The following is an 18,079-nucleotide window of genomic DNA, read 5'->3' as shown; positions in this document are numbered from 1 at the left end:
GGTGTCTCGTCGCGGACAGCCGCGATCCGACGAAGGTGGCCGTCGCATATTCTGGCAGGAAAGTCAATGCCTCTTTCCCTGAAGCTGCTCGACCATCGCCCCATGCTTCGTGAACCATGGACCAACAGCGTCCGGTCCAGCCGTGCAGGTGATGAAGTCTGCGACTGCCATGCCGAGACCGGTGAGCAGCACCGGGAGGGGAATGCCTTCGCGGGCGAGCAAGTTGATCTCGTTGCAGAGCGCGCGCTCCACCTTCTTGACCTGCTCGACTTGTTCGGGCGTAGGGTTCGGTAGTTCGTTCCAGTGGTTGTTCATTGCGGTTCTCCAAATTCGCGTTGTGCCCAAGGTTCACGTTCAGCCGTATCGGTCGCGAGAAACATCGTGCCTAGGCGCGCCCAGGCTTCCCGCGCTGCATCGCGCCACACGCGTTCAGCCGCTGCCCGATCGCGAGGATCGACGTTCACGGGCTCGACCAGGCCGGTCAGCTCGGCAGCTTCGCCGAAAAAGTCGTATCCGGCTCCAAACAAGCAGCTCCACGCCCCCAGCTCGCCCTCGGGAGAGATGCGGCGCTTCGATGTCCTGCGCTTCATCGGCATGGCGGTTCTCCGAACTGCTCCGCAGCCCAGGGCATCGCCCCATCGCGAACAGGACAAACCCAAGGCTTGCTCGTCACCGCCGCGGCTTTGGGATCGTCCCACCAAGCCATTAGGGACGGTCCATGCGCGGCCCAGTCGCGGCGCATGTCGGCAAGGGCGAGTTCCTGCTCGCCATCTGACATCTGCGCCCACGTCCCCGCGGTGAGATAGCCCACACCGGCGAGCAGGCAGGCGTCAGGACCGCAGAGCAGTTGCTCGCGATGGTAGTCGTTGAAGGCGCGAGCTTTCGCACGGCGTTGCTTTACTGGCATCGTCAGTTTCCTCTGCGGTTTGAGACAAGGGCAGGCGGGCGCTTCGTCTCGGCAGGCGCCCCAGCGTCCAGATCCAGCTCGCGCACAAGGCGAGCGAAGGCGATCCGCGCATCCCGCTCGTGAGCAACGCAAGGGTGGGAGCGAATGACGCCGCGTTCGTCGGTAAATGTGAGTCCGCCGTGATCGGCCAGCGCTTGGCGGGCCTGCTGCATCCGGTCCCAAGCTTCACAGGCGGATTGCAGAAGCCGCAGGTGATGCGCCTCGAGTTCGTAGTCGCGCACTACGTCACGCCACCACGCGGAGGCGTCGACGGACAGGTGCGATGGGGGTTTTGACGGCTTCATTCAGGTTCTCCTTGCGCGGAATGAACGGGGGCAGCGTTTGTAAAAAGTGTGGCCCCGTCGCGGTGTCCGCTCGGAAGGCTGTGAACAATTTCCTTCCCCCCTCTGTCGATTGGTCGCGCTGTTAATTCGTCCGCGCAAAAAAGACGGGGGGCGGCGGTCAGGGCTGAGTGAGTCCGCCAGGCTTTGCCCCGTCCCCCACCACACAGGCCGGGTCGGTGCGCTCCAGTCGTGTTCGAGTTCGTTGCGGTGCATTGTTGCCTCCCTCACCACACGTGCAGGTCGGCGTGCAGCCGACCGGCTTGCTGAGCGATCGCGTCGAGTTCACCGCCAGCATGTTCGTCGACGATGCTGTCGAGCCACTCGATAAAGGTCTCGCGTTCGCGGCTATCGAGAGTGTTCGGATTGCGGCCCACTTGGGTGTAAGCTTGATCGAGACGCGAAACCTGTGCCCCTAGGGGGAGGTTGCCGAAGTTGCGCGGAAGGTGCTGGGCAAGTGCCGTCACCCTGCCAAGCCCGGCTTCAGCCGCATTTCTCTTCAATACTGAGCTGAGGTCGACATCGAAGTCGGCTGCTGAGAAACCATCTGAAGGCGGAAAATGCGCATCGCCAAGATGCGCCTCTTCAGAGGAATTTAGTTTCTCTGTTTCTACAGAATCTAGTTCCTCCTTTAAGGAAATATAGTCCCGAGCATTTTCCTTAGAGAAACCGCCGTTCTCGCCATCGCCGTCACCAACTATCTCAGGCGCGGGATTGGTGGCTTCACCAACTATCTCCCCCGTTTGGCCGTCGATGCGGTCGGGTGAAGGTTGGTCATCTCGCCAAGTATCATCGGTGGGATATTGGACGCGCAGAGTGAACCGGCGCTTGTCCATAAGTTGAGGTTCGCGGGTGACGTAGCCTTTGCGGATTAGCTTTGTGAGCGACTTACTGAAGTTTGTGGGATCGGTGCGCGCCAGCGCAGCCAAGGTGCTGTTCTTGGCATAGCAGCCACCGCCCTTGCCCTTCACGGCGCTCATTCCGTCATGAAGGGCGATCACGGCCAGGCAGCGAATATCTAGCGCCGCCATCTCGGTGTCTGAGATGACAGCGACGGGCAGGGTGGAGAATGTGCGGACGCGCCCCATCAGTCACCGCCAATCACGGCGCCAGCGGCGAGCAAGGCACGCTCTGCGGCCTCTCGCGTGCGAAAGGGTGCCAGGCTGGCAGCGAAGCGGCTTTCGCGCACCTCGGGCGTCACATGGCGAGCATCGGGTACGACAGCGGCGAACAAGCGTCCGCGTTCGTCGTGGTTGCCGGTGAGGATCGTGTTCACGCCTTCGCCCTCCGCTTTTCCTCGGCATGGTGGCGCCGGTGACAGGATCGGCAGAGCCAGCGGATTGCAGCCGGTTTCTGATAATCGTCGTGATGCCCATCGGCGGGTTCCGCCCCGCATTGTTCACAGGGCTCGCGCTCCACCAATCCGCGCCGGATTGCGCTCGCCAGAGCAACGTGCGCCCATCGCGCCCAAGGGTTGCGATCTCGCCAGCGCGATTGTGGAGTCTCAGCCATGACGCGCCTCCGCGAAGAACGGGAAAAACGTCATTAGCCAGCGCAGCCGCGCAGCAGCGGCTGGTGGCGCTTGAAGGATAGGACGGTTTTGGCTAAGGTTAGCGCGATCGCCGCAATGCAGATCAGCGCCGCCCTCGCCTGGGCGGCGTTTCTGCATCAGGCTGACTCCATCCTCTCGGCCATCCAGGATTCAACATCCGCCTGGGAGTAGGCGAGGCGCCTTTCGGTCAATCGGATCGGGGATGGAAATTTGCCGGTGGCGACCATGCGATCGAGCGTGGCGCGGCTGAGGGCGATCTTATCGCAAACAGCCTTCGGAGTAAGGAATTGAGCCATGTCTGACGCCTTTCGTTTCATAGGGCGTCAGGAGTAATAGCGGCATTTCAGGAGCGCGCGACAAGCAGTAGGCGAGGAAACTAGGCCCCCTGAGTGGGGTTTTCTCTTATCGCATCCCGCACCATCGCAGGGACGTGCGCAGGCTTCTCTCCGTAAAGGTCGAGCAATTCAGAGACGATGGCCACAAGCAAACCGTTTGGTTTGCTGTCGATCTCATAGCCCGCCGCCGCGAGAATTCCGGCAATGTTGCGAACGAAGCTCTTGCGGAGGCTGACGGGCCTCCCGCCCCTAGGCTCGATCTCGTTGTGTCCGGCCTTGCTCGCATTGATGAGCAGCGAAAGCTGATCGGCAGTCGCATGGATCACTGGCCAGCCACCCATCGCCTCCGTGCTTTCTTCGCGGAGCATTATTAAGTCCCGGCGGAGTAGGACCGCGCGTTCCACGATCCCGCTCAAAGATGCGCGTGTTTCGCTCGGGCTCTCTGCCTTCGGAATGTGATCGCGTTCTAGCTGAAAGTTCACCGCAGCGGATCGAATGCTTTGCCAATCCGCGTCCGGTGCCATCCGTCCGATTGCGCGTTCGATCTGTGGCGGAATGGGAATAACAGCGCCGCCGGGCATTATCCGCGCTCCATTCGCACTACGTTGTCGCCGCGGTCGCCATTCACCGCCCGATCGACTTCTGCCGCCCATGCTTCGAGCGCATGGCGCTTTTCGGGGGCGTAGGAGTGAAGGGCGTAGACTTGTCCAGTGACCCCTTGGACGCGATGATTCAGGACGCGAGAGACGACAAGCTCGGGAATGCCGAGCCGCACCATGTGCGTTGCAGCCGTTCGCCGTAGATCATGGAAGCGCCAAGGCTCGGAGATGCCCGCACCCTTGCTGTCCAGCCATTGGTCGATTTGCGACTTCGCCCGCGCAAACCCTCGGATTGGCGCGTTTGTCGTCGTCGAGAAAACATAGTCGCCAACGATCGGCATGGCCTTGATGATTTGGACCGTGGCGGGTGCCAGCGGCACCAGGTGCGACCGCTTGGCCTTCGTGTCGGCCGCTGAGAGCGTCCATGTGGCGCTCTCAAGGTCGAGGTCTGCCCATCGCATCCCGGCGACCTCGCTACGCCTCTGTGCGGTTAGCAACAACACGCGCGCCCATGGCCCTATCGGATAGCCGAGTAAGCCCGCGGTTCCCCACACGCGCGCAATCTCATCCATATTCAGAACGCGGTCGCGGGCAGTCTCGCTATTCGGCTTTTCGATCCGATCGGCTGGTGATGTCTCGATCCAATCCTGCGATATCGCATAGCCGAACACCGTCTTAATGGTGGCCAGCACGCGGTTCGGCAGAACGTCGCCTTCGAGGCCCTGAACAAGCTCGCGCACTTCGCGCCGTTTGATGTCGGCGAGCTTGCGATTGCGCCACTGCGGATAGACGTGCAGTTCCAGTTGTCGCCGGATCAGATCGGGCCGCCTCTTCGCTGCGATCCATGCTTGCGCGGCGTCCTCGAACGTCCGGTCTATCCCGTCTGTGCTGCCATCGCGTTCCAGTGAAGCAATCATGGCTTCGGCCGCAACACGAGCCTGAGCCAGCTTCATCGCCGGATACGTGCCGAGCTTTCGGTTGATAACCTTCTCGCCAACGCGGCGCCGGACGATCCACGTCTTGGCGCCGCCAGCACCGACACGAAGCCGCAGCCCCGTCACTTTTTGATCGGGATGCTCTTGCTGCCCCTTCGCGGGGGGCTTGATCGCTACGATCTTCGTGTCGGTCAGCATGGCTTAGTCCCTCTGCGCGCGGCTTATATTATCGCGCATCTCGTCCCGCTCCGCCTCGCTCATCTGTTGCCATCGCGCTCTAAACCGCTGGAAGGCAGGATCACGCTCCAGCGCCTCGACTTCGGCAAAGTGCTTACGCAGAAGCTCGGCGATGCCGGCCGCGTCCTGCCGCGTGCGCACCCAGAGGCGCTTCACAGGCTCGCCGAGCCGCCGGGTGCAGACATACCAGCGCGTGCGATGACGTACCTTCACCAGCACGCGTTCGGACTCGATCGTAACTATCGGGCGATCGGGAAGCGCAAACGGCAAGACATTGCAAGCATCTGGCGCGCTCACAACTCAGTCACCTTTACAGACGTGCGCAGGCCAGAGATCCCCCGCTCAATCTCTTCAGACTTCCTAAGTATATCATCTATCAAGTCGGCGATTAGAGTACTGCTCGCGTCGATGACCGACCAAGCTCTAGGTTCGGCTTTTTCGGTGGCGTGCTCGTTTGCATCCTCGATGCTGTAGGCGAGCGCCCGGACCTTGTAGCACTGCGACTGCAGCAAGCTGAGCTGTTGAACCATTCCCTGGATGGGATTTCCGCCAAGCGATTCGACCTGTACCGTTTCAGTAGCCATGATGATCTCCTTAGGATCGTTGTGGTCAGAGCCGGGCCGGAAGGTTCCAGCTTCCGCTCGGCTCGCCTGTTACCTTATGGGTGTCAGGTAACGAAATAGGTAACTTCGTTTGAGGTAACATGCAAACGAAAAGAAGTATGGGAAAGCGGGAATGGCGGATTTCTGCGCTCTTGAGGCCTTATGGTAACCGATCGACCTAACTTCTAATCTTGAGGTAGCAGGTTCGAGTCCTGCCGGGCGCGCCACCTCCTCAAAGCTGTCCAATTTCGGGCCCTCACGTTTGTGATCCCGTCGACCCCGACGGACGGTCCGGGTGACAGGATCGCCACGGGATGAAATCAGGGGAAGCCAAACGGGTGCCGATCGTGTATGGAGCCGCCGTCGCCAGTGAGGCGACCGGCCGGCGAAGCGGCCGCAATTTCCATGACCGAGCCCGCAGGGACCGCTTGCCGGGAACATCCCTCCGCTCCGCCGTTCTTATGGCGGCTTGGTCCATTAGTGAGCATCATGACCTTTTCCACTCTCCCGCCAATGCTTGGCGAAGCACTCGCCGAGCGCGGCTATGCCGAGCTGACTGCCGTCCAGACGGCCGTTCTCGCACCCGAGGCTGCCGGCCGCGACCTCATCGTCTCGGCGCAGACCGGTTCGGGCAAGACCGTCGCGTTCGGCCTTTCCATGGCCTGCGACCTGCTCGACGGCCTCGGGGCGCCAACCCAGTCGCCGCTCGCACTGGTGATCGCGCCGACGCGTGAGCTGGCCCTGCAGGTCAGCCGCGAACTGGCTTGGCTCTATGCCAAGGCCGGCGCTCGCATTGCGACCTGTGTCGGCGGCATGGACGCATCGAAGGAACGGCGCGCGCTGCGGGCCGGTCCGCATGTCGTCGTCGGAACGCCGGGACGACTGCGCGACCATCTCGAGCGGGGGGCGCTCGATTTGTCGAACCTCCGGGAAGTCGTGCTCGACGAAGCGGACGAGATGCTCGATATGGGCTTCCGCGAGGATCTCGAGGAGATCCTCGACGCGACCCCCGCAGAGCGGCGCACGCTACTGTTTTCCGCCACGATGCCCAAACCGATCGTGGCGCTGGCCGAGCGCTACCAGCGAGGCGCCCTGCGGATATCGACCGCGGGCGACGATCGCGGCCACGGCGACATCGCCTTCCAGGTGATCACGGTCTCGCCAGCGGAAGTCGAGGCGGCGGCGGTCAATCTGCTGCGTTTCCACGAAGCGGAGACGGCCATTCTCTTCTGCGCCACCCGCGACAATGTCCGGCGGCTCCACGCGACGCTGCAGGAGCGCGGCTTCGCGGTCGTCGCGCTGTCGGGCGAACATTCGCAATCGGAGCGCAACCAGGCTCTTCAGGCCCTGCGCGACCGGCGCGCGCGCGTCTGCGTCGCCACCGACGTCGCGGCGCGCGGCATCGATCTGCCGAGCCTCAGCCTCGTCGTCCATGTCGACTTGCCCCGCGATGCGGAAACGCTCCAGCACCGGTCGGGCCGGACCGGCCGTGCCGGGAAGAAGGGCACCGCGGTGCTGATCGTGCCGTTCCCCCGGCGCAAGCGTGTGGAATCGATGCTGCGCGGCGCCAAGATCAAGGCCGACTGGATCGATGCGCCGACCCCGGATGCGATCCGCACGCGGGACCGCGAACGCCTGCTCGCGGCGCTCCTGCAGCCGGCCGAATTCGACGACGAGGACCGCGCTCTCGCCCAGCGTCTGCTGGCCGAGCGCTCGCCGGAGGATATCGCCGCCGCGCTGGTGCGCGCGCATCGCGCGGCGATGCCGCAGCCGGAAGAAATGCTGGAGAACACGCCCGAGGCGCAGCGTGCCGCGCAGCAGGACCGGCACCGTCCGGGGTTCGACGATACTGTCTGGTTCCGTATGGATATCGGGCGCCGGCAGAATGCCGACCCGCGCTGGATACTGCCGCTGCTATGCCGCCGCGGTCACATCACCCGCAACGAGGTCGGGGCGATCCGCATCGGCGCCAACGAGACCCACTTCCAGATACCGCGTGCCATTGCCGAGAAGTTCGGTGCCGCGCTCGAACGCACGGCACGGGACGAGAGCGACGATGAAGGCGTGCGGATCGAACCGTCGGAAGGCCCGCGCCAGGCTGCCCACGTCAACCGTAGCGCCAAGCCGAACAAGTTTTCGCACAAGGGCGGCCGGAAGCCAGGGCCGGGCGCTCCGAAAGGGCGGCCGGGCGCAAAGCACAAGCCTCGCGGCCGCAAGGAGCGGAATGTGTGACGACGCTGCCCGGCGCGATCGCTAGCCGCGGCTGAGACCCTGCAGGCGCTCGCGGGTGACGGGGTAGCCGGCATCGTCGGGAATGCAGATCCAGCCTTCGCCGTCGTGCTCCTCGAAGAAGGGGGTGATCATGCGAGGGGGGTAGGCTGCGCAGTCGCTGAGGGCGGCGTCGAAATCGTCGAACTGCGCGAGGCGTTCCAGGTTGCGGCGGGTCGGGAAGATCACGCTGATTTCTCCGCGGTCGGCGGCAGCGAGCGCGTCGCGTGCGGTGACCCAGAACAGGCGCGTGTTCTCCGTCGCGTCGACCGCGATGTCGACGGCGCCGGTGCCGAGGTCGGCGAGATAGAAGCGCGTGTCGAACACCCGCGGCAGGCGCTCGTTCTTGGGGAACCAGCGGGCGAAGGGGACGATCGCCTCGAGATCGAGCGACCAGTCCATCGCCTCGAGCACGGGCGCCAGCGCCCCGGCCTCGAGCAGCAGTTGCCGCGCCTCGCGCGCGCGTTCCGCATCCACTCGGCCGGCGAGGCCGACCGCGAGGCCGGTCTCCTCCAGCGTTTCGCGGATCGCGGCGATGCGATGTGCGGCTTCATCGGTGTCGCCGATGCCCGGGAGACCGCCCGCAAGATCGCGATCCGCAGGGTCGACTCTTCCGCCGGGGAAGACGGCGGCGCCGGCGGCAAACTTCATGAAGTTTGCGCGTGTGACCATTAGAAGTTCGGGGGGACCGCCCCCGGGGCCGCGGCGGAAGATCACGAGGGTGGCGGCGGGGATGCCGTCTGCGGGGGTGTCGCTCATCGGAGGGACTGTGGAGCCGCGCGGGCGGGATGCCAAGAGGGTGTCGGGATTTCTGACACCCGGGGCGCAGGGTTAATGCGGCTTCACCTTCGTCGCCCGCCGTTCCGCGCCATTCTGCCGAACTGGCACGGGGGATGCATCGCAGGCCGCACCCACAGTGGTCTTCGAACGAGGCGGCGCCACCCCCAGTCTCCCGGCGCCGTCTCCCCGCAAGCGAAAGGGCCCGCCCGAGAAATCGGACGGGCCCTTTCTGCATCCGCCAAGCGGAAGGTCAGGCCTTGGCGACCTGCTTTTCGGTGAGAAGTTCCTGAAGTTCGCCGGCTTCGAACATCTCCATCATGATGTCGCTGCCGCCGACGAATTCGCCCTTCACATAGAGCTGCGGAATGGTCGGCCAGTCGGAGAAGGCCTTGATCCCCTGCCGGACCTCCATGTCCTGCAGCACGTCCACGCTCTCGTAAGAGACGCCGCAGTGCTCGAGGATCGCCACCGCACGGCTGGAGAAGCCGCACTGCGGGAACAGCGGCGTGCCCTTCATGAAGAGGACCACATCGTTCTCGCCGACGATGCCGGAAATGCGTTCATTGGTATCGGACATGGGAAAAACTTCCACTCAGGTATTTCAAGTCGTGGGAGTCAGGTGGGCGCTTGCGTGGTGAGTTGCAAGGCGTGAAGCACGCCGCCCATCTTCCCGCCGAGCGCCTCGTAGACCATCTTGTGCTGCTGCACCCGGCTCTTTCCGGTGAAGGCGGGGGAGACGACGTGCGCCGCATAGTGGTCGCCGTCGCCCGCAAGATCGCGGATCTCGACTTCGGCGTCGGGCAGGGCGGACTTGATCATCCCTTCGATTTCGGCAGCGCTCATCGGCATGGCAGGTTCCTCGATGCGCCGATCAGCTTTCGCTCATCAACTGGCGGCGGGCCTCGATGGCCTTCTCGTCGAGCTTGGCACGGATGTCGGCTTCGCTGACGTCGCATTCGGCGGCGGTGAGATCGCCGAGCAGCTTGCGGATCACGTCCTCGTCGCCCGCTTCCTCGAAGTCGGCCTGGACGACGGCCTTCTTGTAGGCATCGGCTTCCTCGGCGGTGAGGCCCATCAGGCCGGCGGCCCATTCGCCCAGCAGACGGTTGCGCCGCGCCGCAACGCGAAACGCGGTTTCCCCGTCCATCGCAAACTTGGCTTCTTCCGCGCGCTCGCGATCCTTGAAATCGGTCATGGAGTCCTCTCGGGTTGGTTCGGTCGCCGAAATAGGCCGACGCCGCCGCCCGGGCAAGCGCGCAGTGACCGGGCCGGTCCCGGCCGTCAGTCCATCGTCACCACGAGCTTGCCGACCGCCTGCCTGTTCTCCAGCTTGGCGATCGCCTCCCCGCCGCGTTCGAGCGGGAACGTCTCGGAGATCAGCGGGTCGATCCGGCCGGTCCTCAGCAGGTCGAACAGCTCGTCCACCTGAGCGCGGAACCGCTCGGGCTCGCGCGCGGTGAAAGCGCCCCAGAACACACCGCAGATGTCGCACGACTTCAGCAGCGTGAGGTTGAGCGGCATCTTCGCGATGCCCGCCGGGAAGCCGACCACCAGGAAGCGCCCCTCCCACGCGATCGCGCGCAGCGCCGGCTCCGAATACTGACCGCCGACGACGTCGTAGACGATGTTCGCGCCCTCGGGCCCACAGGCGGCCTTGAACGCGCTGGCGAGATCCTTGCTGGCCGCCTTGTCCATCTCGCCCTTGGGATAGATGACCACCTCGTCCGCCCCGGCCCGGCGGGCAACTTCGCCCTTCTCCTCGCTGGAGACGGCGGCAATCACCCGCGCGCCGTAGGCCTTGCCGAGCTCGACCGCAGAGAGACCGACGCCCCCCGCCGCGCCGAGCACGAGCAGCACGTCGCCTTCCTTGATGTGGCCGCGATCCTTGAGGCCGTGGATCGTCGTGCCGTAAGTCATCATCAGCGAGGCGGCCTTTTCGAACGGCACCCCTTCGGGCACTGCGAACATGCGCGCGGCCGGCACGCAGACTTTCTCCGCCAGTCCGCCGTTGCCGATCCCCGCGAGCACGCGGTCGCCGACCTGCCAGCCTTCGACGCCTTCACCGACCGCCTCGATCACGCCCGCGATCTCGCCGCCGGGCGCGTAGGGCCGCTCCGGCTTGAACTGGTAGAGGTCGCGGATCATCAGCGTGTCGGGAAAGTTGATCGCGCAGGCCTTCACGTCGACCAGCACCTGCCCCTTGGCCGGCTGCGGCACCTCCACTTCATCCAGCGTGAGGGTGTCGGGTCCGCCGACGGCGTGGGTGCGCAGTGCTTTCATGCAGCTCTCTCCATAGGTTTTGCCAGCCAGGGCAGTTCCTGCGCCTGGCGCTTCTCGTAATCTGCGATTGCCGTGTCACGGGTAAGCGTGAGCCCGACTTCGTCGAGCCCTTCCAGCAGGCAGTGCTTACGGAACGGATCGATTTCGAACGTGAAGCGATCCTGGAAGGGCGTGGTGACGGTCTGGTTCTCGAGATCGATCGAGACCGGGTGCTCGCGCGCGACTTCGAGCAGGCGGTCGACCTGATCCTGCGGCAGGGCCACGGTCAGGATGCCGTTCTTGAACGCATTGCCGCTGAAAATGTCGGAGAAGCTGGGCGCGATCACCGCGCGAATGCCGAGGTCCAGGATCGCCCAGGCGGCATGCTCGCGGCTCGACCCGCAGCCGAAGTTGTCGCCCGCGATCAGGATCGGGGCGCCCGCGAACTCGGGATCGTCGAACACGTTGCCGGACTGCGCCCGCACCGTCTCGAACGCGCCGCGCCCCAGACCGTCGCGGGTTACCGTCTTGAGCCAGTGCGCCGGGATGATCACGTCGGTGTCGACGTTCTTGGCGCCGAACGGAATCGCGCGCCCCTCTATGGTCGAGACCGGCTCCATCAATCGGTCTCCGGCTTTTCGCCGGACGGGATCGGGCCGGGTTGGGTCGGCGCGTTCTTCGGCTTGCGCTTCGAGGCGTAGAGCATGGCGGCGGCAATGGCCGCCGATCCGATCGCGGCGCCCGCGAGAGCGGCCTTTCCGCCGAGCGAACTGGGGAGTTTCTTGGTCATCGGGCTTTCATGCGAGGCCCGCGGATTCTTGGCAAGGGGTCAGGCGAGGAAATCGGCTAGACGCGCCCAAAGGCGCTCTTTCTCGACCAGCGGCATGGCGGCGTAGGCGGGGGAGGAGGAAGGCAGGTCGATCAGCGCCAGATCGCTGCCGGCGAGTTGCGGCCGCCCGATTGCGGCGCTCTTGCGGCCATTGAAGGCGACGGCGCGCAGGGCCGGCAGCGTGGTGAGGAGTTCGGCCAGCGGCGCGTGCTCCGCCTCGCGGATCGCCGCGTCGCCGCTGCCGATCCGGTGCGCCGAGGCGACCGTATCCCACAGCGCGATCCGATGCGCCTTGAGGGTTTCAAGCCGATCATCGTAGTCGAGCGCCGCCAGATCCACGCCGATTGCGCGGCCGACGAGGTGCCAGAACCGGTTCTGCGGATGCGCGTAGTACCGCCGCGCGGCGAGCGAGGCTTCGCCCGGCAGGCTGCCGAGGATCAGCACCCGCGCATCGGGCGCGGCGACCGCGGCGAAGGCGGACTTGCGCACGGTCAGCGGGCAGCCTCCGGGAAGGCGGGCAGTTTGGCGACATCGGCCGGTTCGTGCTGGATGATTACTTTCGCGCCGAGGTTCTTCGCCATCTTCTTGAACCGGTCGAACGAGGCGAGCGTGTCGGCGCGGTCGGTGTTGAACGTTGGCACCCCTTCGCGTTCGTAGTTCTCGGCGAAGTGCGCGAGGTCACCGGTAAGGAGGACCGGCCCGGTCTCGGGTAGGCGGACGAGCAGCGAATGGTGCCCGGGCGTGTGGCCGGGCATGGCTAGGATGCGCACGCTGCCGTCGCCGAACACGTCCTTGTCGCCGGCAAATGCCTCGACCTTCGCCTGGCCCGAGACCCAGGCGGGAAAGTTCGCCGGGTTGGCGTTGCCGAGCGGCGGATCGTGCGTGATCGCCTGCCAGTCCTCCTCGCCGATCAGCAGGGTGGCCTGCGGAAAGGCCTTCGCCTGGCCGGTATGGTCGTAGTGGTAGTGGCTCACGCCGACGAACTCGATGTCCGCCGGAGCCAGGCCGAGCTGCGCCAATTGTTCGACGAGAGTCCGGTCGAGCAGGAAGCCGCCGTCGGGGTCGCCGCTGGTGGCCGGGTCGATGCCCGTGTCCCAGATCATCAGCCGCTCGCCGTGCCGGATGAGATAGCACGATCCGACGATCGCCTTCTTCAGATCGGCCGTGCCGCCGGTGTCGTCGAATGCGTTGAGCGGCCACGGCTCGGTCGCGCGCCCGCAGTCGAGCCGGGTGAGGCTTACGTCGGGCGCCTGCTCGGCCGCGGTGGCCGCCACAGGCGCGCAGGCGAGTGCGATTGCCAGAAGTCGTTTCATCGTCTTGTCCTACCCGCCCGCGGTTGTGCGGCGTGTGGGGCGCAGGGGTCAAGCGTTCAGAAGGCCTTGCCGTCGCCGATGTGGCCGGTGCCGGTCTCGATGAATTCATCGTCCTCGTCGAATACGCAGCGGCCGTCCTGATAGCTGACCTCGACCCCGTCCAGCTCGTCCTGCACGAACAGCCGGGTGTTGACGCCGATGCGGTCCAGCGGATGCGCGCCGCTGGCAGTATAATGCGTGGTCGCGCCGCAGCGCGGGCAGAAATGGAGCACGAGCCAGGGGTCGTCGAGGTCTTCCCGCGAATAGTCCGAAACCTCGCCATCGACCTTTACCTCGGCCGGATCGAAATAGCCCCAGGCCGCGCCCGAACTGCGGCACAGGCGGCAATTGCAGATGCCGATCTGATCCGGCGTGCCGGGGACCTTGATCCGCACGCGGCGGCAGAGGCAGTGCCCGATCACGTCAGCTCGCGCACGTCCGTGAGCCGGCCGGTCACCGCGGCCGCCGCCGCCATGGCCGGGCTCATCAGGTGAGTGCGGGCGCCGGGGCCCTGTCGGCCGACGAAGTTGCGGTTGCTGGTGGAGGCGCAGCGCTCGCCGGCGGGGACTTTGTCGGGGTTCATCGCGAGGCAGGCCGAGCAGCCCGGCTCGCGCCATTCGAAGCCGGCGCCGGTGAAGACCTTGTCCAGTCCCTCGGCCTCGGCCTGGTGCTTCACCAGCCCCGATCCGGGGACGACGATCGCCCACCGGACGCCGTCGGCCTTGTGCCGCCCGCGCAGGACCGCGGCGGCGGCGCGCAGGTCCTCGATCCGGCTGTTGGTGCAGCTGCCGATGAAGACGTTCTCGATCGCCACGTCGGCGAGACGCTGGCCGGGTTCGAGGCCCATGTAGGCGAGGCTCTTGCGCGCGGCTTCCTGCTTGGAGGGGTCGGCGAAGCTCTCGGGGGCAGGGATGGTGCCGCCGATCGGGGCGACGTCCTCCGGGCTGGTGCCCCAGGTGACGGTCGGCGCGACGTCGCGGGCGTCGATCACCACCGACTTGTCGAACACGGCGCCCTCGTCGGTCCGCAGCGTGCGCCACCAGGCGACGGCGCGGTCCCACTCCTCGCCCTTCGGGGCGTAGGGACGGCCCTTCAGGTAGGCGAAGGTCGTCTCGTCCGGCGCGATCAGGCCGGCGCGGGCGCCGCCCTCGATGCTCATGTTGCAGACGGTGAGGCGGCCTTCGACGCTCATCTGCTCGAACACGCGGCCGCGGTATTCGATCACGTGGCCGGTGCCGCCGGCAGTGCCGATCACGCCGATCACGTGCAGGATCAGGTCTTTGGGGGTGATGCCGGGGCCGAGATCGCCTTCGACGCGGACTTCCATCGCCTTCGATCGCTTGAGCAGCAGGGTCTGCGTGGCGAGCACGTGCTCGACCTCGCTGGTGCCGATGCCGAAGGCGAGTGCGCCGATCCCGCCATGCGCCGCGGTGTGACTGTCGCCGCAGACGATCGTCGCGCCGGGGAGGGAGAAGCCCTGCTCGGGCCCGACGACGTGGACGATACCCTGCTCGGGTGCGGTCGCGCCGATGTAGCGGATGCCGAATTCGGGCGCGTTGCGCTCGAGCGCGGCGAGCTGGGCGGCGCTCTGCGGGTCGGCGATCGGGATCGTGTTGCCGGCCGAGTCGAGGCGCGCGGTCGTCGGCAGGTTGTGATCGGGCACGGCGAGGGTGAGATCGGGGCGGCGGACGGTGCGGCCGCCGGCGCGCAGCGCCTCGAAGGCCTGCGGGCTGGTGACTTCGTGGACCAGGTGGCGATCGATGAAGATCAGGCTGGTGCCGTCGTCGCGGGTTTCGACGACGTGGGCGTCCCAGATCTTCTCGTAGAGCGTGCGGGGGGCGTTGGACATGACTGCGGGGCTATGCCTGCAGCCGGCGCCCGACAAGATGGGAAAACTTGATCGCGCTCAAGGATCCGCGTGGCGCACGGGGCGTTTTACCCTGAGATTTGCAATGCAATTGCAACGGAATTCTGATAGCTTACAGGTATGTCAGCAAGGTCATTCGCATTTCCGATCAAGGTCCAGCCGGCCGATATCGATTTTATGGGGCACGTGAACAACGCGCGCTATCTCGGCTGGGTGCAGGACGCGGTGCTCGCGCACTGGCGCAAGCTCGCCCCGTCGGACGAGGTGGCGAGCAAGGCCTGGGTCGCGCTCAAGCACGAGATCACCTACCGCAAGCCCGCCTTCCTGGAGGACGACGTGATCGCGCGCACCGTGCTCGAGAGCATCAAGGGCGCGCGGGCGTTCTACTCCACCGTGATCCACCGCGGGGAGGAAGTGCTGGCCGAAGTGAAATCGAGCTGGTGCTGCATCGATGCCGAGACCCTGCGCCCCGCGCGGATCGGCGAGGAAGTCTCGCGGTTCTTCTTTCCCAAGGACGACTAAGGTATAGTCTTGCTCGTCATGAGCGTGATCGTGCCTGCCCTGATCGTCCCAACCCTTATCGTCGTCACCACCGTGATCGCGATGGAGGGGATCGCGTGGGCGAGCCACAAGTACGTCATGCACGGGTTCGGCTGGGCCTGGCACCGCGATCATCACGAGCCGCACGGCAAGGTGCTGGAGAGGAACGACCGCTTCGCCATCGTCGGCGCGGCGCTGAGCATCGCCATGTTCGCGCTCGGCAGCCCGCTGGTGATGGGCGCGGGTGCGTGGTGGCCGGGGACATGGATCGGGCTCGGCGTGCTGATCTACGGCGTGATCTACACACTGGTGCACGATGGACTGGTCCACCAACGCTATTTCCGGTGGGTGCCGAAGCGCGGCTATGCCCGGCGGCTGGTCCAGGCGCACAAGCTCCACCACGCGACCGTGGGCAAGGAAGGCGGGGTGAGCTTCGGCTTCGTCTTCGCCCGCGATCCGGCGAAGCTGAAGGCGGAGCTGAGACGCCAGCGCGAGGCGGGGCTGGCGACGCTGCGCGGGAGCGCCGGGGGCTGAGCCTCAGTCCAGCCGCACGCCGAGGCTGATGCCCGCACCGAGGTCCGTCGGGCCGGTCACGCCGGCCGAGCCGTAGAGGCCAAGCGACAGCCCACTCCCCAGCGCGGTGTTGACCCCACCGAAGACGCGCTGCTGATCGTCGACAAGGCCGCTGGCGTTCTCCTCGTAGCTGTAGCCCAGATGGGCCGAGGCCGATTTGCCGAGGCGCACCGCGGCGCCTGCATGGCCGGCGAGCGTGTTCTCCAGATCGTAGTCCGCCGGATCGCCGACTTTGGTGTAGCTCACCCCCGCGAACGGCGTCACGGCCCCGACCGTCTTGGAGAGATCGGCGCCGACGCGGTAATCGGTCTTGCCGGTGCCGAGGCCCTTCTCGGTCGAGGCGGTGGGAAGCTTCACGCCGCCGCTCAGCGAGGCGTTCACGCCGGGGATCGGAAGCTGGTAGGCCGCATCGACCCGCAGGTCGCCGATCCCCTCGCGCGTGCTGATTTCGGGCGGACCGGCTGGATCGACGAGGATGGGGAGACCGAGCGGGCCGCTCGGCACCACAACGTCTCCGGGCGCCTTCACGCGCATGTAGGGAAGCTGGGCCGTGAGGCGCACGCGCCCGGCCGTCACTTGCGCGGCGACGGGTATCGAGAACTTCTCGACCTTGCGCCCGTCGTTCAGCTCGATCTCCTGATATTCTGCGCCGGAGAAGAATTCCACCGCAGTGTTGTCGCCCTCGGAGGCGGCCTCGGGTTTCACTTCCTCGCGCTGCTGTGCGGCGAGCGGCACGGTGAGGGCGAGCAAGGACAAGGGCAGTAGGCAGGCGCGAAGGTAAGGCAAGTCATCGTCTCCGATCGGCAGAACAGGTTCCGATCGGACAACGGATGGCGGCCGCGGTTTAATCCGTGCGGCTCGCCTCGTTGCGCTATTCGTTGCGGGTGGCGATCCAGCTGCCGGCGACCACGAGGATTGCGATCGAGATCCAGTACCAGGGATGGCCGAGCGTGTACCAGGTGAACACCGCGCCGACGGTCATCGCGCCGATCGCCAGGGTCTTGGCCCGGCGCGAGATCGCGCGCCGCTCGCGCCAGTCGCGCACTTGCGGCCCCCAGTGCGGATGGTCGAGGATGCGCTGCTCCCACTCGGGATTGCTGCGCGCGAAGCAATAGACGGCCAGCAGCAGAAACGGCACCGTCGGCATGATCGGCAGGAAGGCGCCGACCGCCCCGAGCCCGACCGCGAGGATACCGCCCGCCAGATAGAGGCGGCGCATGTCAGCCGGCCGCGATCCGTGCGGCGTGATCCTTCACCAGCGCGATCATGTTGGGCACGCCCTGCGTGCGGTTGGAACTGAGCTGGTTCTTCAGGTCGAACGGCGCGAGCGCGGCGGTCACGTCCATCGCAGCGACTTCGTCGGCCGGCCTGTCCTGTACTGCGGCGATCACCAGCGCGACGATCCCCTTGGTAATCGCGGCATTGCTGTCGGCGAGGAAGTGCAGTTCGCCGTCCCGCTCGGTCGGATAGACCCAGACCGCGGCCGAGCAGCCGCGCACCAGCGTGGCGTCGGTCTTGAGCGCCTCGGGCATGGGGTCGAGGTCGCGGCCGAGCTCGATCAACAGGCGATAGCGTTCGTCGCCTTCGAGGAATTCATACTCTTCGCGGATATCGTCGAGGGTTCGCATAGCCGCGGCGGTTATCAGTATCGTCATCCCAGCGAAAGCTGGGATCGCGTGCAGCAATGCGCGACCTGGCGGACAGCGATCCCAGCTTTCGCTGGGATGACGGGTGTTGGGGAAAGGGGAGCACGCGAGCCCGGCGTCAGTGGGATGACGCATTCTTGCCGGCGTAAGGGCTTACAAATCCACGCCGCTGGCAATGGCTTCCAGCTTGCGGATGCGTTCCTTGAGATCGGCGATTTCGATCCGGGCCGCGCCCAGCGGTGCGCCGCCTTCGATCTCCCGCAGTGGGTGGCCGACGCGTTCGAGCTCGCGTTCCTTGAGCGCCAGCCATCCCTGCCAGCCGCGCAGCATGACCAGCGCGACGATCCCGATGGCGGCGAGCGCTGCGGCGGCGATGATGATCTGGTCGCTCATATGCATTGCTCCTTCCTGCGATTCC

At 65.8% G+C, this 18,079-nt stretch carries 29 protein-coding genes; 3 read left to right on the top strand and 26 right to left on the bottom strand.

Annotated elements, in window-relative coordinates:
* Window positions 1-63: 63 nt before the first annotated feature.
* The 11 genes from AC3A5N_RS02575 to AC3A5N_RS02525 form a co-directional block, all read right to left on the bottom strand.
* Window positions 64-315 carry a hypothetical protein gene (locus AC3A5N_RS02575; protein ID WP_487735736.1) on the bottom strand — a complete coding sequence of 84 codons (252 nt, stop codon included), beginning with the start codon at window positions 313-315 and terminating at the stop codon, window positions 64-66.
* Window positions 312-596, bottom strand: a complete 285-nt coding sequence (locus AC3A5N_RS02570) for a hypothetical protein (protein WP_487735735.1) — start codon at window positions 594-596, stop codon at window positions 312-314. Before AC3A5N_RS02570 ends, AC3A5N_RS02575 begins: the two co-directional genes overlap by 4 nt.
* The gene (locus AC3A5N_RS02565) at window positions 587-907 is read right to left on the bottom strand and encodes a hypothetical protein (protein WP_487735734.1); all 321 of its coding nucleotides are present in this window, start codon (window positions 905-907) and stop codon (window positions 587-589) included. Before AC3A5N_RS02565 ends, AC3A5N_RS02570 begins: the two co-directional genes overlap by 10 nt.
* Before the next feature lie 2 nt (window positions 908-909).
* Entirely contained in the window at window positions 910-1,251 is a 342-nt protein-coding gene (locus AC3A5N_RS02560; protein ID WP_487735733.1) for a P27 family phage terminase small subunit, read from the bottom strand.
* A gap of 263 nt (window positions 1,252-1,514) precedes the next feature.
* Window positions 1,515-2,375: a hypothetical protein gene (locus tag AC3A5N_RS02555; protein ID WP_487735732.1), complete on the bottom strand. Its 861-nt coding sequence runs from the start codon at window positions 2,373-2,375 to the stop codon at window positions 1,515-1,517.
* Window positions 2,375-2,563 carry a hypothetical protein gene (locus AC3A5N_RS02550; RefSeq protein ID WP_487735731.1) on the bottom strand — a complete coding sequence of 63 codons (189 nt, stop codon included), beginning with the start codon at window positions 2,561-2,563 and terminating at the stop codon, window positions 2,375-2,377. Before AC3A5N_RS02550 ends, AC3A5N_RS02555 begins: the two co-directional genes overlap by 1 nt.
* A gap of 392 nt (window positions 2,564-2,955) precedes the next feature.
* Window positions 2,956-3,135 (bottom strand): helix-turn-helix transcriptional regulator, encoded by a 180-nt coding sequence (locus AC3A5N_RS02545; protein ID WP_487735730.1) that lies wholly within the window; start codon window positions 3,133-3,135, stop codon window positions 2,956-2,958.
* A gap of 80 nt (window positions 3,136-3,215) precedes the next feature.
* Window positions 3,216-3,755 (bottom strand): hypothetical protein, encoded by a 540-nt coding sequence (locus AC3A5N_RS02540; RefSeq protein WP_487735729.1) that lies wholly within the window; start codon window positions 3,753-3,755, stop codon window positions 3,216-3,218.
* Window positions 3,755-4,906, bottom strand: a complete 1,152-nt coding sequence (locus tag AC3A5N_RS02535; protein ID WP_487735728.1) for a tyrosine-type recombinase/integrase — start codon at window positions 4,904-4,906, stop codon at window positions 3,755-3,757. Before AC3A5N_RS02535 ends, AC3A5N_RS02540 begins: the two co-directional genes overlap by 1 nt.
* A gap of 3 nt (window positions 4,907-4,909) precedes the next feature.
* Window positions 4,910-5,158 (bottom strand): hypothetical protein, encoded by a 249-nt coding sequence (locus tag AC3A5N_RS02530; RefSeq protein WP_487735727.1) that lies wholly within the window; start codon window positions 5,156-5,158, stop codon window positions 4,910-4,912.
* An 80-nt stretch (window positions 5,159-5,238) separates the two neighbouring features.
* Window positions 5,239-5,529 carry a hypothetical protein gene (locus AC3A5N_RS02525; protein ID WP_487735726.1) on the bottom strand — a complete coding sequence of 97 codons (291 nt, stop codon included), beginning with the start codon at window positions 5,527-5,529 and terminating at the stop codon, window positions 5,239-5,241.
* A 507-nt stretch (window positions 5,530-6,036) separates the two neighbouring features.
* On the opposite strand from AC3A5N_RS02525, the gene AC3A5N_RS02520 reads away from it, so the two are divergent.
* Entirely contained in the window at window positions 6,037-7,779 is a 1,743-nt protein-coding gene (locus AC3A5N_RS02520) for a DEAD/DEAH box helicase (RefSeq protein ID WP_487735725.1), read from the top strand.
* Between the two features lie 21 nt (window positions 7,780-7,800).
* Here AC3A5N_RS02520 and AC3A5N_RS02515 read toward each other — a convergent pair whose 3' ends face one another.
* From AC3A5N_RS02515 to leuC, 11 genes are all read right to left on the bottom strand, one after another.
* On the bottom strand, window positions 7,801-8,574 hold the full coding sequence (locus AC3A5N_RS02515) for an NUDIX hydrolase (protein WP_487735724.1): 774 nt from the start codon (window positions 8,572-8,574) through the stop codon (window positions 7,801-7,803).
* 271 nt (window positions 8,575-8,845) lie between these two features.
* A complete protein-coding gene (gene grxD / locus AC3A5N_RS02510; RefSeq protein WP_129522950.1) occupies window positions 8,846-9,172 on the bottom strand; it encodes a Grx4 family monothiol glutaredoxin in 327 nt (108 codons plus the stop codon).
* 38 nt (window positions 9,173-9,210) lie between these two features.
* Complete coding sequence (locus AC3A5N_RS02505) at window positions 9,211-9,444, bottom strand: BolA family protein (RefSeq protein ID WP_487735723.1); 234 nt, start codon at window positions 9,442-9,444, stop codon at window positions 9,211-9,213.
* A gap of 22 nt (window positions 9,445-9,466) precedes the next feature.
* A complete protein-coding gene (locus AC3A5N_RS02500; RefSeq protein ID WP_487735722.1) occupies window positions 9,467-9,790 on the bottom strand; it encodes a DUF1476 domain-containing protein in 324 nt (107 codons plus the stop codon).
* An 86-nt stretch (window positions 9,791-9,876) separates the two neighbouring features.
* Complete coding sequence (locus tag AC3A5N_RS02495; protein WP_487735721.1) at window positions 9,877-10,875, bottom strand: NADPH:quinone oxidoreductase family protein; 999 nt, start codon at window positions 10,873-10,875, stop codon at window positions 9,877-9,879.
* The gene (leuD, locus tag AC3A5N_RS02490) at window positions 10,872-11,474 is read right to left on the bottom strand and encodes a 3-isopropylmalate dehydratase small subunit (protein ID WP_487735720.1); all 603 of its coding nucleotides are present in this window, start codon (window positions 11,472-11,474) and stop codon (window positions 10,872-10,874) included. Before leuD ends, AC3A5N_RS02495 begins: the two co-directional genes overlap by 4 nt.
* On the bottom strand, window positions 11,474-11,644 hold the full coding sequence (locus tag AC3A5N_RS02485) for an isopropylmalate isomerase (protein ID WP_203109313.1): 171 nt from the start codon (window positions 11,642-11,644) through the stop codon (window positions 11,474-11,476). The genes leuD and AC3A5N_RS02485 overlap by 1 nt, the downstream gene beginning before the upstream one ends.
* 39 nt (window positions 11,645-11,683) lie before the next feature.
* Window positions 11,684-12,172, bottom strand: a complete 489-nt coding sequence (locus tag AC3A5N_RS02480; protein ID WP_487735719.1) for a DNA-deoxyinosine glycosylase — start codon at window positions 12,170-12,172, stop codon at window positions 11,684-11,686.
* Between the two features lie 2 nt (window positions 12,173-12,174).
* Entirely contained in the window at window positions 12,175-12,996 is an 822-nt protein-coding gene (locus tag AC3A5N_RS02475; RefSeq protein ID WP_487735718.1) for an N-acyl homoserine lactonase family protein, read from the bottom strand.
* Window positions 12,997-13,052: 56 nt separating this feature from the next.
* Complete coding sequence (locus tag AC3A5N_RS02470) at window positions 13,053-13,457, bottom strand: GFA family protein (RefSeq protein WP_487735717.1); 405 nt, start codon at window positions 13,455-13,457, stop codon at window positions 13,053-13,055.
* The gene (gene leuC, locus AC3A5N_RS02465) at window positions 13,454-14,884 is read right to left on the bottom strand and encodes a 3-isopropylmalate dehydratase large subunit (protein ID WP_487735716.1); all 1,431 of its coding nucleotides are present in this window, start codon (window positions 14,882-14,884) and stop codon (window positions 13,454-13,456) included. The genes AC3A5N_RS02470 and leuC overlap by 4 nt, the downstream gene beginning before the upstream one ends.
* Before the next feature lie 138 nt (window positions 14,885-15,022).
* On the opposite strand from leuC, the gene AC3A5N_RS02460 reads away from it, so the two are divergent.
* Both AC3A5N_RS02460 and AC3A5N_RS02455 read left to right on the top strand, forming a co-directional pair.
* The gene (locus AC3A5N_RS02460) at window positions 15,023-15,424 is read left to right on the top strand and encodes an acyl-CoA thioesterase (protein WP_487735715.1); all 402 of its coding nucleotides are present in this window, start codon (window positions 15,023-15,025) and stop codon (window positions 15,422-15,424) included.
* Between the two features lie 18 nt (window positions 15,425-15,442).
* On the top strand, window positions 15,443-15,976 hold the full coding sequence (locus AC3A5N_RS02455) for a sterol desaturase family protein (RefSeq protein ID WP_487735714.1): 534 nt from the start codon (window positions 15,443-15,445) through the stop codon (window positions 15,974-15,976).
* A 3-nt stretch (window positions 15,977-15,979) separates the two neighbouring features.
* Here the strand turns inward: AC3A5N_RS02455 and AC3A5N_RS02450 are convergent, their stop codons facing one another.
* From AC3A5N_RS02450 to AC3A5N_RS02435, 4 genes are all read right to left on the bottom strand, one after another.
* Window positions 15,980-16,765: a hypothetical protein gene (locus tag AC3A5N_RS02450; RefSeq protein WP_487735713.1), complete on the bottom strand. Its 786-nt coding sequence runs from the start codon at window positions 16,763-16,765 to the stop codon at window positions 15,980-15,982.
* 121 nt (window positions 16,766-16,886) lie between these two features.
* Window positions 16,887-17,234, bottom strand: a complete 348-nt coding sequence (locus AC3A5N_RS02445) for a YbaN family protein (protein ID WP_203111522.1) — start codon at window positions 17,232-17,234, stop codon at window positions 16,887-16,889.
* A 1-nt stretch (window position 17,235) separates the two neighbouring features.
* The gene (locus AC3A5N_RS02440; RefSeq protein ID WP_487735712.1) at window positions 17,236-17,643 is read right to left on the bottom strand and encodes a SufE family protein; all 408 of its coding nucleotides are present in this window, start codon (window positions 17,641-17,643) and stop codon (window positions 17,236-17,238) included.
* A 171-nt stretch (window positions 17,644-17,814) separates the two neighbouring features.
* Window positions 17,815-18,060 carry a hypothetical protein gene (locus AC3A5N_RS02435; protein ID WP_487735711.1) on the bottom strand — a complete coding sequence of 82 codons (246 nt, stop codon included), beginning with the start codon at window positions 18,058-18,060 and terminating at the stop codon, window positions 17,815-17,817.
* Window positions 18,061-18,079 lie beyond the last annotated feature (19 nt).

The organism is Pelagerythrobacter sp. Soil_C_18, assembly GCF_057657235.1.
Note: the sequence above shows the minus strand (reverse complement) of the source record. Positions and strands in the feature narration are given on the sequence as shown.